This window comes from Neisseria iguanae (assembly GCF_003013245.1).
Lineage (GTDB): Bacteria > Pseudomonadota > Gammaproteobacteria > Burkholderiales > Neisseriaceae > Neisseria > Neisseria iguanae.
Map to the genome: position 1 here is coordinate 1 of NZ_PXYY01000008.1, position 14,212 is coordinate 14,212.

Here is a 14,212-nt window from a genome sequence, read left to right on the forward strand (position 1 = left end):
CTATGCGGATTGCCCGTTGGGTGCAGTTAAAGCGCACAGTCTGCCCACGTTGGAAGTGGTCGGGATACTTGTCCGACGCCCTGCCGTAATTTTTCCATGCTTATTTTTGACTTGCGTGTGGTAACAACTTTTTTTCTCCAGCCGTTTTTTCCGGTTTTGTATGGTGGCTTTGCTGATGTTGTACCCGCCGGCCAGTGCCCGATAGGCCACACTTTCTAATCGGATACCCGCACTCCCGTTTCCCCATAGTAGCTGCCCCATCATCCCGCACGCCATGTTAGAATAACCTTGTCCTGATCCCCCGATACCGACAATGAATATTATAGAAGCCCTATTCTTACTTCTGCTGCTGATTATTCTGAGCGCGTTCGTTTCCTGTTCTGAACTGGCCTTGGCCTCCGCCCGCAAAATCAAGTTGCAAGTGATGAGCAAAGAAGGCGGCGATGTGCGCGCTTTGGATGTCCTGAACATGCAGCAGCAGCCCGGCAGCTTTATCACCGTGGTGCAAATCGGTTTGAATGCCGTAGCGATTTTAGCCGGTATTGTCGGCGAAGCAGCCATACGCCCTTACTTTGAACGCATCTTTGCCGGCAACAGTTCATGGGGCAGCACGTTGGCTTCGCTGTTGACCTTCGCTGTGGTGACCTGCAGCTTTATCCTTTTTGCTGACTTAATGCCAAAACGCTTTGCCATGACTAATCCCGAGGCCGTTGCTGTCCGCGTGGTTAGGCCAATGATTTTCATGATTTTTATTCTAAAACCCTTTGTCTGGTTTTTTGACGGTTTGGCCAATGCCATTTTCAAAATGCTGCATATTTCCACCATCCGCCAAGAGCAGCTTACCTCCGAAGATATTTATGCTGTAGTGGATGCCGGTGCGCAGGCGGGTGTATTGAAGCAGCAGGAACATTACCTGATTGAAAACATTTTCGACATGCAGGAGCGCACCGTTACCTCAACCATGAGTACACGCGAATACATTGCTTATTTCGATAAAAACGATAGTGCCGAAAAGATTTTGGAAGCCATGTCGGAAAAACCGCACAATAAATTCCTTGTGTGCGATGGTGACTTGGAGCGCGTCATCGGCTACATTGAATCGCACACCCTGCTCACCCTGTTTATTAAAGAAAAAGAAATCCGCCTGACCGACAAAAGCGTATTACGCAAAGCCCTGTTTATCCCTGATACGCTGACGCTTTACGACGTATTGGAAAACTTCAAAACCTCCGGCGAAGACTTTGCCGTCGTCGTCAACGAATACGCACTTGTCGTCGGCGTTGTCACCTTAAAAGATGTGATGAGCATTGTTATGGGAGAATTGGTTAACAACGAAGAAGAGCCGCAAATCATCCGCCGCACTAAAGACACCTGGCTGGTCGACGGCGCCACGCCGCTGGAAGACCTCATCCGCGTATTGGACATCGGCGAATTTCCGCATTCGGAAAACTACGAGACCATCGCCGGCTTTATGATGTATTCCCTGCGCAAAATCCCCAAACGCACCGACTTTTTGATTTACGGCGGTTATAAATTTGAAATTATCGACACCGAAAATCTCAAAATCGATCAGCTGTTGGTTTCCAAACAAGAAGATACAACACAGTAGCCATAAAAGTCTTGGATTTATATATTGCAAGTTCGTCGTATTCGCCGTTAATGTTGTATCTGTTCAATCCACGCTACGGTAGTGCGGCCACACCCTATGGCGCGGGCGATGCTGCTTTTGAACGGCTTGCAGTATTCTGGGTGGATGCCGTATCTTTCTCCCAAGGCAGGTGGCCATAGCCGACTGTAATCTTTCTTGTCAGGAACAGCAGTATGCTGCCGCATACTGATTTTTTTTGGAAAATTGTTGCACTTACTATGTGAATAAAAGGCCGTCTGAAAGGTAAAAATCTTTCAGACGGCCTTTTATTTATCAAACTTCATATACAAAAGGGGATATGGATTTCCTTGTTCATTATCATCTGTTCTTTCATAAACTTTAAACCCCATATGCTCATCAAATTCTTTAGCAAGAGTTTTTTTTCATTAACTGCCAATTCACTGATGGCGTGATTCTTAATGCCATATCCAGGTAACTCTTTCCCGATACCTTTTTCTCTTTCGCTCAGTATTTACTTTACGGAAATTTCCCATACACCCAACAACTGTTTTATGAATGATGGTGTTCTATCATTTATTTTTATTATTTTCACTTTTCTATCCCCTTCAAGCACAATGTTTAATTATTGATACTATACTCATGCCTTTCCTTATAATCCAAATAGTGTTATTTTTTAGGGGCTGAAGCAGATTATAGCCGTCATGCCAGACGGCAAAAATAAAGATAACCATTGCAAATTAACAAAGAATACCCAAAGAAAACTTCTCCGGTTTTTTGTACCGGAAGCCACAGCCCATGCAGCCGCTGATATTTTGGGTATCCAACCCGGTTGGGCTGTGTTGTCCTACCGCAAAACCAGCCGGGTGACAGCCTGTCATTTGGCACAGGAAGCCGGCGGGGTTTTCAGAGGCCCCACCGGGCCGGACGGGGGTTATTTCGGCGGTCGGCGCAAGGGCAAACGCGGACGTGCGGCATCTTAAAGCGGCAGGGAAAGGTTGGTACCGCCATTGCAGGGGATAGCGGGAAGGATACGTTATTTCCGGTTATCAAACAGCAAACAACACCTGACGGCATTGTTTATACCGGTAGTAACAGGAACTGTGACGTGCTTGATGCGGGCAGGTTCGCGCATCAGCGCATCAACCGTTCACAGCTTTTCGCATACCGTTAAAACCCTATCGGCGGCATTGGAAATTGTTGGAACCGGGCGAAGCGCGTCTTGCGCAAATACAATGGGGTTGGCCGTAAATCTTGCCCGCTGTCCTTGAAAGGATGCGGGTTCCACTTTAACTTTGGCGTACCGTCCGGGCAGCTTGAAATGCTGCGGCAATGGTGCGGTGTTTGGGGCTAATCTGCGTCAGCCCCATAAATAATAATGGCTTGGATTACTTCAAAGATACTCGTACATTTAATAACTATTTGTCCGAAAAAGAAATGATTAAAAGAGAAAAAATCGGTGATAAAAACATCTGGGTATCCAAAGACCAGAACTCCGCCACACCCAACCAAGAAAATTCTAAATTTTTTCTAGCCTTAGATTATCATGGTAAAAAAAACTATGTCCGTTTTAATCCTTCATCTATCAATTGGATTGAGTGAGAAACAAAGAATTTAAGAAAATCGGCCTATTGGACATTTGGGATGATTTTCCATCCCAAATCCTACTCCCGGCTACTAAAATATCTTCTGACAAATATAATCTCACCCCCTCTTCCCAAGCCCGGGGGCATCAGGTTTTCGTCTTTAATTCAGTGAATTTCCCCTCTATAGCTGTTTTACTAAATAACGGGCACAGAAATATCCAAATGCCGTCACTCCCGCTCAGGCGGGAATGACGGATTTCGGGTTTCAGACGGCATGGGAAAAACTTGTACTCATTTTTAAGTCAAACGGCAATAGCCGGTTCAGAAATACCATGACACCGAACCCGCGGCCGAAGGATGGTATTGGCGGCAGTCTTTTCCGATTAAATGGGCTTTGAAAGGGCCTGTTTGGTTTTACGGCGGATGGTTTTCCCGTTGCAGTGGTGAGCTTGACAGGCCTGCCTGCCGTGGGTGTATCCGTATGCGGGCAGCCCGGGGATGCGGGTTTTGGGGTGGGGAGATACGTGTTACACAAGGGACATTTATATCTTTGCCTGCCGTTTTTACGGCGGTTCTTCACCGGGCTGTTTTGATGGCAAAAAGGACGCTTTTTATAAACATTGGCAAAAAACCGCCAAAAGGCCTGTATGATAAGGCTTCCGGCGGTCCTTTATCATTCCTAATGTCCGATAGGCCAAATTCAAAGTAAAATTTGCCCTCTCAGACAAATGTCGGATACGAGGTATCCGACATTTGTCCCATGTGTTCATTTTTTAAGTGAATCGGCCATATTTAAAGAAACCTTTGTCCCCCCCTTCGGAGTTGAGTGTGGCCCCAAAGTGGTAGCTTCGAAGAACACGTAAACATATCAGACAGACAAGCGTTCGAGAAGCGCAGCGCGAAGGACTATGCCAAAAATTGAGAAGGGGGACAAAAGACTCAAAAAGGCCGTCTGAAAAATAGTTTCAGACGGCCTTCAAATAATATCTTAGATTAATGTTCCAAACTGTTGGTATCCATATAAACCGCGACTTCCGTTTTGTCTTCCGGCAACACCAAATTCAAAATCACCGCCATAATACCGCCAGCAGAAATCGAATTTTGGAACAACACTGGTAGGTTTTTAAACACTTCCGGCTCAAACGCCACGCCCAAACCGATGCCGACCGAGGTTGCCGCAATCACGGCTTCACGGCGGCGAATGCCGTTACTGACCAAAATGCGCACACCGGCAATGGCAATCAAGCCAAACATCAACACCATCGCACCGCCCAATACCGGACTCGGAATCGTGGTAAACGCGCGGCCAATCACGGGGAACAAGCCCAGCAAAATCAAAATCGCGGCAATGTATTTGCCCACATGGCGCGAGGCCACGCCAGTCATTTGAATCACACCGTTGTTTTGTGCAAACGTGGTTAATGGCAACGAACCCAAAGCCGTAGCAATCACCGATACCAAGCCGTCCGCCAACACGCCGCCGCGCAGGCGTTCGCCGTATTCAGCACCTTCAATCGGTTTGCCCGATACCATCGCCGTGGCAGTCAAATCGCCCACCGCTTCAAACACGCTCAACAAATAAATCGCACCGGCCACAACAAACGCGTGCCAATCAAAAGCAAAACCATATTTAAACGGCACAGGAATGGTAATCAGCGGCAGGTTTTGCAGCGCGGAAAAGTCCACTTTGCCCAAAAACAGCGCCACGATATAGCCGGCAATCAAGCCTACGGCAATACCGCTCATCCGCAGCAGCGGGTTTTTCATACAGTTAAAAAGTAACACGATAAACAACACCAAAGATGCCAAGCCCAGATTTTCCATCGAGCCGAACGTGCCGTCAGCCTTGGCGCCGAAGCCGCCGCCAAAATCGGTAATGCCGACATGAATCAGGCTCAGTCCAATCAACATCACCACCACACCGCTCACGGTCGGCGTAATCACTTTTTTCAAATAAGGCAGCAGCCACGCGGAAAAACACACCAAAAACGCCCCAACAAACGACACACCAAGCAGCATCGAAATCATCTCGTTTTCCGTCAGGCCGCCTTCTTTCATGCCCGAGCCCAAGGCAATCATCACGGTCACAAACGAAAAGTTGACCGATTGAATCGACAGCATGCCCGAACCCACTGGCCCGAAACGGTTCACCTGCAAATACGTGCCGATACCGGAAGCCACCATCGCCATCGACACCAAATAAGCGGTCATTTCCACCGGCAGATCCAACGCACCACCGACAATCAGCGCAGGCGTAATCATTGGCACAAAAATCGCCAGCAAGTGCGTAATGGCACTCAACAAGGCATTCACAAAAGGTGGTTTGTCTTCCAAACCATACACCAAATCGGGCGATTGAGCCTGTTTGTCCGTCGCGTGCACCACCAGACATATCCTTTAAAGTTGGTAATAAACAGATAATTTTTGTAAGGGCGAAATTATATACAAATTTTGACATTTGGGCAATTTTTCAGACGGCGCGAAGACGTAATCCAAGCGTCGTCGCAAAACTTATTAAGATATTAAGCCGGTTTGGTTTCTGATTGAATCACACCCGGCCGATTGCTGCAGGACGCCTGTCTTCCGGACAACCGCACGCTTAACCTTCATCTCCAGTCAGCATACACAACACAAAGCCGTCTGAAACCATCTTGATTTTTCAGATGGCTTCAGCGCCTTTTTTAAGACTTAACACTTTTTAGCCTTGACACCCACAAACCCAAATTTAACAATCATCTATTTGTTTTTAATAAATTTATTACCAACAAATCTGATTACACCTCCTTTTGTCCGGCTTGCGTCCCATTAAGCAGTGTTTCACACCGGCAACAAAGTAAGCTACAATCGCCGACATAACCGATCTCATCATTATCGAATAAAGGCTTCATTATGTTAAAAGGTAGCTTGGTTGCCCTGATTACCCCGATGAATCAAGACGGCAGCATTAATTTCGAACACCTGCGCAGCCTGATTGACTGGCATATAGGCGAAGGCACTGACGGCATCGTTGCCGTCGGTACCACCGGTGAAAGCGCGACTTTAGACGTTGAAGAACACTTGGCCGTAATTGAAGCCACCGTGAAACACGTCAACAAACGCGTTCCCGTGATTGCGGGCACTGGCGCCAACAACACCGCCGAAGCGATTGCTTTGTCGAAAGCTGCCGAAAAAGTCGGTGCCGATTACAGCTTGTCTGTTGTTCCTTATTACAACAAACCTTCCCAAGAAGGCATCTACCAACATTTCAAAGCCATTGCCGAAGCCACATCTCTCCCGATGATTGTGTATAACGTACCGGGGCGCACCGTAGTGAACATGACCAATGAAACCATTCTGCGTTTGGCCGAAATCCCTAACATCGTCGGCGTAAAAGAAGCCAGCGGCGACATCGGCCGCGATATTGAGCTGATTAACAACGCACCGGAAAACTTCACCGTATTCTCGGGCGACGATCCGACCGGTATGGCCTTTATGCTGTCGGGGGGGCACGGTGTGATTACCGTAGCCGCCAACGTGGCACCTAAATTATTTGCCGAGATGTGCCGCGCCTCATTGGCCGGTGACATTGCGGCGGCACGCCAACTCAACAACCAACTGATTCCAATCTACAATACCTTGTTCTGCGAGCCAAGTCCTGCCGCACCGAAATGGGCCGCCGCCGCATTGGGCAAATGCGACGCCTACGTCCGCCTGCCCTTAGTAGCGCTGACCGAAAACGGCCAAGCCAAAGTACGCCGCGCATTAGAAACAGCCAAACTGATTTAACCTCACAGGAAACCGAGATGACTTACCTCAAACCGATAGCCGTGGCTGTCGCCCTGATTAGCCTGACCGCCTGCTCCAGCGACAAAAAAGAGCAACCAAAGCTGGATTACCAAAGCCAAACACGCAAAATCGTGAATTTGGAAGTACCGCCTGATTTGACCAATCCGAATCAAGGAAATCTGTATAACCTGCCTGCGGGCAGCGGCGCCGTGCGTGCGACCGAACTCGACAACCGCCGCAGCCGCGCCCAAGCCGCGCAGCAACCGGCCAACCAGGCCGTATTACAATCGGTTAAAGGTGTAAGCTTGGAACGCGACGGCAGCCAGCGCTGGGTTGTGGTTGACGGCAAACAGCCTGCCGAATTATGGCCGCTTTTGAAAGCCTTCTGGCAGGAAAACGGCTTCGACATCAAATCCGAAGAGCCTGCCATCGGCCAAATGGAAACCGAATGGGCAGAAAACCGCGCCAAAATCCCACAAGACACATTGCGCCGCTTGTTTGAAAAAGTCGGTTTGGGCGGCGTTTATTCAACCAGCGAACGTGATAAATTTATCATCCGCGTTGAAAAAGGTAAAAACAGCACGACTGACGTCTTCTTCGCCCACAAAGGTATGGAAGAAGTTTACGGCGACAAAAACAAAGACACCACCATATGGCAGCCGCGCCCTAACGACCCGAATTTAGAAGCCGCCTTCCTGGCACGCTTCATGCAATATTTGGGCATGGATGAAAAACAGGCTGAAAACGCCTTAGGCCAAAGCGTTGCCCCTCGCGCCAACACCGGCGACTTAGCCAAAATAGAAGGCCAAACCCTACTGCTCAACGGCGATTACGAACGCAACTGGCGCCGCACCGCGCTGGCACTTGACCGCATAGGTTTGACCGTTTTGGGTCAAAACGCCGAACGCCACGCCTTCTTGGTGCAACAAGCGCCGACTGAAAGCGAAGCCGTGAAAAACCAAAAACCGGGCATGTTTAGCCGCTGGTTTGGCAAAGGAAAAAAAGCCGAAACCCAACAAGTGCAGCCCCCCGAACTGATTGTTTACGTTGAACCGGCCAATAACGGTGTACGCATCAGTCTACTCAACAAAGACGGCAGCAGCTATAAAGGCAGCGATGCCTCTACCCTGATCGGCCGTCTGCATTCGGAATTGCGTTAAACGCAGCTGCCTTAAACATTTCAAACCGTTTTAACATTCTGATTCAAAATCGGTTTTATTTATCTACAAGGCCGTCTGAAACACAAATTGTTTCAGATGGCCTTCTCTATCCGCTATAATATAATACGGCATTTTATTATGGGGCAAACCGACCCATGAACCAACGCCGAGCCTACCTGTTCTGCATCATCTTCTTGACTCTGCTGTTTATGGCCTTGGTGCTGTTGGGCAGCTATCTGCTTTCCATCGGCAACAAACAATTTGCCGTCGCGGCCTTTTTATTTACATTTGCCGCCATCTTCTGCCAAATCGCCAGTTTGGCACTCTATTTACGCTTAAAAACCAAAGTGCAGTATACGCAGATGCAGGCGCAAGACAACCAAGGAAAGCCTCATGTTTGACAAAATCGTTTTGGCTAGCGGCAACGCAGGCAAACTCAAAGAATTTTCCCGTCTGTTTGCCGAACGAAACATCGAAATCCTGCCTCAATCACAATTTGGCATGTCCGAATGTCCCGAGCCGTATTCCACCTTCGTCGAAAACGCACTCGCAAAAGCCCGTCACGCCGCCAAATATAGCGGTTTGCCAGCATTGGCCGACGACAGCGGTATCTGCGCCAATGCCTTAGGCGGTGCACCGGGTGTTTTGTCCGCCCGCTATGCCGGAGCTGACCCGAAATCCGATACCGCAAACAACGCCAAACTTTCCGCCGACTTGGCCGATAAAGCCGATAAAAGCTGCTATTATGTGTGTGTATTGGTATTCTTGCGCCACGAACATGACCCGCAGCCGATTATCTCCGAAGGCATTTGGCGAGGCCAATGGCAGCAACAAGCCTCAGGCAGCAACGGTTTCGGCTACGACCCGCATTTTTTCCTGCCGGAGCACGTCTGCACCGCCGCCGAACTCACACCTGAAGTCAAAAACGCCGTCAGCCACCGTGGTTCAGCTTTACAAAAATTGCTCAAAAAAATCCAAGCAGCAATGTAACCCATTCAAACAGGCCATCTAAACACCATTCAGACGGAATTACACACAACCCCACCATGACCTTGATTACCTTCAATCAAGCAGGACAGCTCACTGTTCTGCCGCCTTTATCGCTCTATATCCACATTCCGTGGTGCATAAAAAAATGTCCGTATTGTGATTTCAATTCGCATAATATTTCACGTTACCAACCGCTTGCAACCATTACACCCGCACAAACCACGCCTACCGGCTTACCTGAAGATGCTTATGTCGATGCCTTGCTGACCGATTTGCAAACCGAATTGCCCAATATCTGGGGGCGGCCGGTGGAAACCATTTTCTTCGGTGGCGGCACACCCAGCCTGTTCGGCGCACAAGCCGTCGACCGGCTGTTGAGCGGCATACGTTCGCTGGTGCGATTGCAACCAAATGCGGAAATCACGCTCGAAGCCAATCCCGGCACCTTTGAAATCGAAAAATTTCAAGGTTTTAAAGACGCTGGGATCACACGCCTTTCTATCGGCGTGCAGAGCTTCAACGACGATATGCTCATGCGTTTAGGGCGCGTGCACAACAGCCATGAAGCCTTAGCCGCCATCGATACTGCCTTGAATTTATTTGAGAAAGTCAATATCGATTTAATGTATGCGCTGCCCAATCAAACCGTTCGGACAGCCTTAGACGATGTCAACACCGCCATCGCCAGTGGCGCCGGCCACATCAGCGCGTATCATTTAACGATGGAACCGAACACCGCTTTCGGCCACACACCGCCTCCGGGGTTGCCGGCTGATGAAAATGCTTTAGATATTGAAGACGCCGTGCATGCCGCGTTGGCGCAGGCCGGTTTTAGCCATTACGAAACCTCCGCCTTTGCCCGAGCCGGTATGCAGTGCCGCCATAACCTCAATTATTGGCAGTTCGGCGACTACGTAGGCATCGGTGCAGGCGCACACGGCAAAATTTCCTACGCCGACCGCATTGAGCGCACTACCCGCCGCCGCCATCCCAACGATTACCTTGCCGCCATGCACAGCCGGCCGGCCGACAGCATCGAGCGTAAAACCATTCAGCGCGACGATTTGGCGTTTGAATTCATGATGAATGCCCTGCGCCTGACCAACGGCGTGCATGCCGCCATGTTGCAAGAGCGTACCGGCATTCCAATTGCGCATATCATGCAGCAAATCGAAACCGCGTGCCATAAAGGTTTGTTGGAGCCCGATCCAACTATGTTTAAACCCACCGAACAAGGCCGCTCGTTTCTGAATGATTTATTGCAATGTTTTTTATAGGTCATTGATAAACAGGATAAAGACCGTCTGAAAATTAACACCCAATCACTTTCAGACGGCCTTAAAGCAAACCATGCCGTCTGAAACTCAGTCAAATGTGCCTGCCAACTTCCTAAGCTGCATGAAATTTTGTATCATAATACCCCCATTCCAACTGTTTTTTTTCAGGAGAACCATCATGGCGAAAACCATCATTCACACCGACAACGCCCCTGCCGCCATCGGCGCATACAGCCAAGCCGTACGCGTAGGTGACACGGTTTACATGAGCGGCCAAATCCCACTCGACCCTGCCACCATGCAAGTGGTCGGCGACGGCGATTTCCGTGCCGAAGCAATACAGGTCTTCAAAAACCTGCAAGCAGTGGCTGAAGCGGCCGGCGGTTCGTTAAACGACATCGTCAAAATCAATGCCTATCTTACCGACTTGGGCAACTTCGCCATTTTCAACGAAGTGATGGCCGAATTCATCCCCGCCCCGTTCCCGGCCCGCGCTGCCGTCGGCATTGCCGACCTGCCCAAAGGCGTACAGGTCGAGGCCGAAGCAGTTTTGGTATTAAACGCTTAAATTATTAATTTTAAAAAAATTCATTTTAAAAACAAAGGCCGTCTGAAACGGCCTCAAGCAATATGTTGGAACCAATAAATAACGGGTACATGGCAGGCAGGCAGACAGTACGGACCGGTTCTGCTGCCATCGGTGTCTGACAACATCATTCTCTTTGAGCGAAGGAAAGCCGACCGTACCCGTTTTTAGTGATTCCATGATATTTTATGCTTTCAGACGGCTTGTGCAGTTACCAGGCCGTCTGAAAGCACCATCAGGAGTCAGAATCAAAATGGCGCATTATGCAATCGGCGATATCCAAGGCTGCTATGACGAGCTAGCAGGGTTACTGAAAAAAATCGACTTCAACCACGGCACCGACACTCTTTGGCTCACCGGCGACATCGTCAACCGCGGACCCAAATCCTTAGAATCGCTACAATTTGCCATACAGCATCCCGACAGCGTCCAAATCATTCTCGGCAACCACGATTTCCACCTGCTTGCAGTCGGCTACGGCTACGGCACCACCAAACGCAGCGACACCATCACCCCGATTCTGAACCATCCTGACAGCCGTAAAATGCTCGACTGGCTGCGCCACCAACCCTTAATGATTCGTAATGAAACACACGTCATGGTGCATGCCGGTATTCTGCCGCAATGGTGTATCAGTCAAGCCGAAGAATTGGCGCGTGAAGCCGAAGCCGAATTGCAAGGCAGCAAATACGAAAAATTCTTCGCCAAAATGTACGGCAACACGCCGATTGCGTGGGACAAAAACTTGAGCGGTTACAGCCGGTTGCGCTTTATCGTCAACGTATTCAGCCGAATGCGCGCACTGACTTATCAAAACGAACTCGATTTCGATTTCAAAGCCACGCTCGACAAAATGCCGGTTTACCTTTGCCCTTGGTTCCGCGCCCGCAACCGCCAAAACCTCAGCCACAAAATCATTTTCGGTCATTGGTCGTCACTCGGCTACATGAACACCGACGGCATCATCTCACTCGATACCGGCGCATTATGGGGCGGCAAACTCACCGCCATCGACCTCGACACCGAAGCCGTCACTCAAATTCCCGCTATCAACGGCTTGGATTGGCGTACCGCTTTGAAATAAAGACAGTAACTGGAAAGACCGTCTGAAACTTATAATCAATTTAGTTGGGAATGAGACAAGGCAGCCCACTGCAGACAGTACAGATATAGTAGGGTAAGGCAGGCTAACACCGTATATTTGACTATACTTTCAGACGGCCTTAATTGTTGTCTAAATTGTTGCCTATCCAAAATCAAATATTTTCCCTTAACTCATTCATCCTGGCGCTCCTTTATTTTACCGACATCTCCAACCAGACTAAATTAAAATATAACCATATGAATTATATTAATTTATTATTATTTCATGTCCTATTCCGTTCGCCTTTTTATGTTACATTTTGAAAAAACTATAGATTTACTCTAATTTTTGATTTTTTTAGAGTATAATTCCTAACAATCAATATACAAACGAAACTATCCTGATATTAACCAGTCCTGTAACAGGTAACAGGAGTACGCTACTTTGAATTTGAGGGGAATAAATATTATGCAGACCCCTATTAAAACCAAGATACTACTATTTGCATCTTCTTTAGTTGTTGGCTCTTGTTCTAATTTCATTAGTGATTACTGGAATGGATATTATATAAAGAAAGAGCCATATACCGAGGAGGAAAAATTAATTTTTGAACAAAGAAGAAAGTTAAAGGAAGTAAAAAGAGAAAAAGCAGATGATATATGTAAAAGGGAAGTTTATTCCCCAGAGGAGAATATGTACGACGTATGGGTAAGAAATGGTAGAACCTATGAAGATGTTTTATCGTCAATGTATGAGAGAACAAGGTGTTTATTTATGATAAAAATACTTCTACATAAAATTCAGATAGCTTACGATATAATTATCTCAATAGGTATTATATCCTCAACACTATTGATGATCACGATATTAAAATTAAAAAAGACACACTGACACACATCGCAGCATTCGATCCAATCCCCTACCTGAGGCTATTTTCATGTCACACTCTTTCGATCCATTGGTTATCCGCGGCAAATCATTGATTCCCATCGTTCAAGGCGGCATGGGCGTGGGTATTTCAGCATCCAAATTATCCAGCGCGGTTGCCCGTGAAAACGGTATCGGTACCATTGCCAGCGTGGATTTGCGCCATCTGCACGAAGATTTGCTGGAAAAATCAAAAACCAACCCGACCGAAGAAAAATACACCAAACTCAACTGCATCGCGCTTGACCGCGAAATTCAAAAAGCCAAAAACAGTGCCGCAGGAAACGGCATAATTGCCGTGAATGTGATGAAGGCGGTAAAAGATCATGCTGCTTATGTGCGCCAAGCTTGCGAATCGGGTGCGGATGCAATTGTAATGGGCGCAGGACTGCCCTTGGATTTGCCCGAAATGACCGAAGGCTATCACAAAGATGTGGCTTTGTTCCCGATTCTGTCCGAATCGCGCGGCATCAATATCGTGTTGAAACGCTGGACGAAAAAAGGCATTTTGCCCGATGCAGTTGTGATTGAGCATCCGGCCCACGCCGCCGGACACTTGGGTGCGGCAACGGTGGCCGGTGTCAATGATGAAAAATTCGAGTTCAAACGCGTCATTGAAGAAACCTTGGAAGTTTTTAAAAATCTCGGTTTGGAAAGCGAAAAAATCCCGTTGGTGTTGGCCGGCGGTATGGCAAATTTTGAAAAAATCACTACCGCGCTGAAAACATGGGGTGCAAATGCCGTGCAAATCGGCACTGCATTTGCCGTCACCCGAGAAGGCGATGCACACATCAATTTCAAAAAAACCCTAGCCGGTGCGGACACTGAGCAAGTCGTTGAATTTATGTCGGTTGCCGGTTTGCCTGCCCGCGGGGTGCGCACCAAATTTTTAGACAATTACATCAAACGCGAAGCCAAACTGCAATCAGCAGCCAAAGCCGACCCTCGCCGTTGCACACAAGGTTTGAACTGCCTGACCAGCTGCGGTTTGCGCGACGGATTGGAAAAAGCCGGCCAATTCTGCATCGACATCCAACTCTCAGCCGCATTCCGTGGCGAAGTCGATAAAGGCCTGTTTTTCCGTGGCAAAGACCCGTTGCCGTTCGGCAACGCTATGCGCACGGTACAGGAAACCATTCATTATTTGTTAAACGGTTTTATACCCGTGGCAACAAAATAAAATCTTATCCAACCCAACCCTTGCAAAACCTCTGATTTGATTACCATTTGA

Annotated in this window: 12 protein-coding genes and 1 pseudogene; 12 read left to right on the top strand and 1 reads right to left on the bottom strand. The window is 48.3% G+C overall.

What is annotated here, in order from left to right:
- Nucleotides 1–313 precede the first annotated feature (313 nt).
- From paeA to C7N83_RS14480, 3 genes and pseudogenes are all read left to right on the top strand, one after another.
- Entirely contained in the window at nucleotides 314–1,609 is a 1,296-nt protein-coding gene (gene paeA, locus C7N83_RS02270) for a polyamine export protein PaeA (protein ID WP_106740337.1), read from the top strand.
- A gap of 701 nt (nucleotides 1,610–2,310) precedes the next feature.
- Nucleotides 2,311–2,960, top strand: a pseudogene (locus tag C7N83_RS02280) (IS1595 family transposase).
- 29 nt (nucleotides 2,961–2,989) lie between these two features.
- Nucleotides 2,990–3,208 carry a hypothetical protein gene (locus tag C7N83_RS14480; RefSeq protein ID WP_170064772.1) on the top strand — a complete coding sequence of 73 codons (219 nt, stop codon included), beginning with the start codon at nucleotides 2,990–2,992 and terminating at the stop codon, nucleotides 3,206–3,208.
- Nucleotides 3,209–4,185: 977 nt separating this feature from the next.
- Here C7N83_RS14480 and C7N83_RS02290 read toward each other — a convergent pair.
- On the bottom strand, nucleotides 4,186–5,577 hold the full coding sequence (locus C7N83_RS02290) for a nucleobase:cation symporter-2 family protein (protein WP_106740341.1): 1,392 nt from the start codon (nucleotides 5,575–5,577) through the stop codon (nucleotides 4,186–4,188).
- 504 nt (nucleotides 5,578–6,081) lie between these two features.
- Between C7N83_RS02290 and dapA the strand changes: the two genes are divergently transcribed.
- The 9 genes from dapA (at nucleotide 6,082) to C7N83_RS02335 (ending at nucleotide 14,161) form a co-directional block, all read left to right on the top strand.
- Nucleotides 6,082–6,957 carry a 4-hydroxy-tetrahydrodipicolinate synthase gene (gene dapA / locus C7N83_RS02295; RefSeq protein WP_106740342.1) on the top strand — a complete coding sequence of 292 codons (876 nt, stop codon included), beginning with the start codon at nucleotides 6,082–6,084 and terminating at the stop codon, nucleotides 6,955–6,957.
- A 17-nt stretch (nucleotides 6,958–6,974) separates the two neighbouring features.
- On the top strand, nucleotides 6,975–8,117 hold the full coding sequence (bamC, locus tag C7N83_RS02300; protein ID WP_106740344.1) for an outer membrane protein assembly factor BamC: 1,143 nt from the start codon (nucleotides 6,975–6,977) through the stop codon (nucleotides 8,115–8,117).
- 155 nt (nucleotides 8,118–8,272) lie between these two features.
- Nucleotides 8,273–8,518: an NGO_0222 family membrane protein gene (locus tag C7N83_RS02305; RefSeq protein WP_106740345.1), complete on the top strand. Its 246-nt coding sequence runs from the start codon at nucleotides 8,273–8,275 to the stop codon at nucleotides 8,516–8,518.
- Nucleotides 8,511–9,107 carry an RdgB/HAM1 family non-canonical purine NTP pyrophosphatase gene (gene rdgB, locus C7N83_RS02310; RefSeq protein ID WP_106740347.1) on the top strand — a complete coding sequence of 199 codons (597 nt, stop codon included), beginning with the start codon at nucleotides 8,511–8,513 and terminating at the stop codon, nucleotides 9,105–9,107. The genes C7N83_RS02305 and rdgB overlap by 8 nt, the downstream gene beginning before the upstream one ends.
- Nucleotides 9,108–9,163: 56 nt before the next feature.
- A complete protein-coding gene (gene hemW, locus C7N83_RS02315; protein WP_106740349.1) occupies nucleotides 9,164–10,384 on the top strand; it encodes a radical SAM family heme chaperone HemW in 1,221 nt (406 codons plus the stop codon).
- A 178-nt stretch (nucleotides 10,385–10,562) separates the two neighbouring features.
- Nucleotides 10,563–10,952 (top strand): RidA family protein, encoded by a 390-nt coding sequence (locus C7N83_RS02320; RefSeq protein ID WP_106740350.1) that lies wholly within the window; start codon nucleotides 10,563–10,565, stop codon nucleotides 10,950–10,952.
- Between the two features lie 271 nt (nucleotides 10,953–11,223).
- Entirely contained in the window at nucleotides 11,224–12,054 is an 831-nt protein-coding gene (locus C7N83_RS02325) for a symmetrical bis(5'-nucleosyl)-tetraphosphatase (RefSeq protein WP_106740352.1), read from the top strand.
- A 468-nt stretch (nucleotides 12,055–12,522) separates the two neighbouring features.
- Nucleotides 12,523–12,945 carry a hypothetical protein gene (locus tag C7N83_RS02330; RefSeq protein WP_106740354.1) on the top strand — a complete coding sequence of 141 codons (423 nt, stop codon included), beginning with the start codon at nucleotides 12,523–12,525 and terminating at the stop codon, nucleotides 12,943–12,945.
- Between the two features lie 46 nt (nucleotides 12,946–12,991).
- Complete coding sequence (locus C7N83_RS02335) at nucleotides 12,992–14,161, top strand: NAD(P)H-dependent flavin oxidoreductase (protein WP_106740355.1); 1,170 nt, start codon at nucleotides 12,992–12,994, stop codon at nucleotides 14,159–14,161.
- The last annotated feature ends 51 nt before the right edge of the window (nucleotides 14,162–14,212 follow it).

Bases quoted from the DNA above. Each gene is read 5' to 3' on its own strand.
- hemW (WP_106740349.1), top strand. From the start codon at position 9,164: ATGACCTTGATTACCTTCAATCAAGCAGGACAGCTCACTGTTCTGCCG.
- bamC (WP_106740344.1), top strand. From the start codon at position 6,975: ATGACTTACCTCAAACCGATAGCCGTGGCTGTCGCCCTGATTAGCCTG.
- paeA (WP_106740337.1), top strand. From the start codon at position 314: ATGAATATTATAGAAGCCCTATTCTTACTTCTGCTGCTGATTATTCTG.
- dapA (WP_106740342.1), top strand. From the start codon at position 6,082: ATGTTAAAAGGTAGCTTGGTTGCCCTGATTACCCCGATGAATCAAGAC.
- C7N83_RS02305 (WP_106740345.1), top strand. From the start codon at position 8,273: ATGAACCAACGCCGAGCCTACCTGTTCTGCATCATCTTCTTGACTCTG.
- C7N83_RS02320 (WP_106740350.1), top strand. From the start codon at position 10,563: ATGGCGAAAACCATCATTCACACCGACAACGCCCCTGCCGCCATCGGC.
- C7N83_RS02325 (WP_106740352.1), top strand. From the start codon at position 11,224: ATGGCGCATTATGCAATCGGCGATATCCAAGGCTGCTATGACGAGCTA.
- C7N83_RS02335 (WP_106740355.1), top strand. From the start codon at position 12,992: ATGTCACACTCTTTCGATCCATTGGTTATCCGCGGCAAATCATTGATT.
- rdgB (WP_106740347.1), top strand. From the start codon at position 8,511: ATGTTTGACAAAATCGTTTTGGCTAGCGGCAACGCAGGCAAACTCAAA.
- C7N83_RS02330 (WP_106740354.1), top strand. From the start codon at position 12,523: ATGCAGACCCCTATTAAAACCAAGATACTACTATTTGCATCTTCTTTA.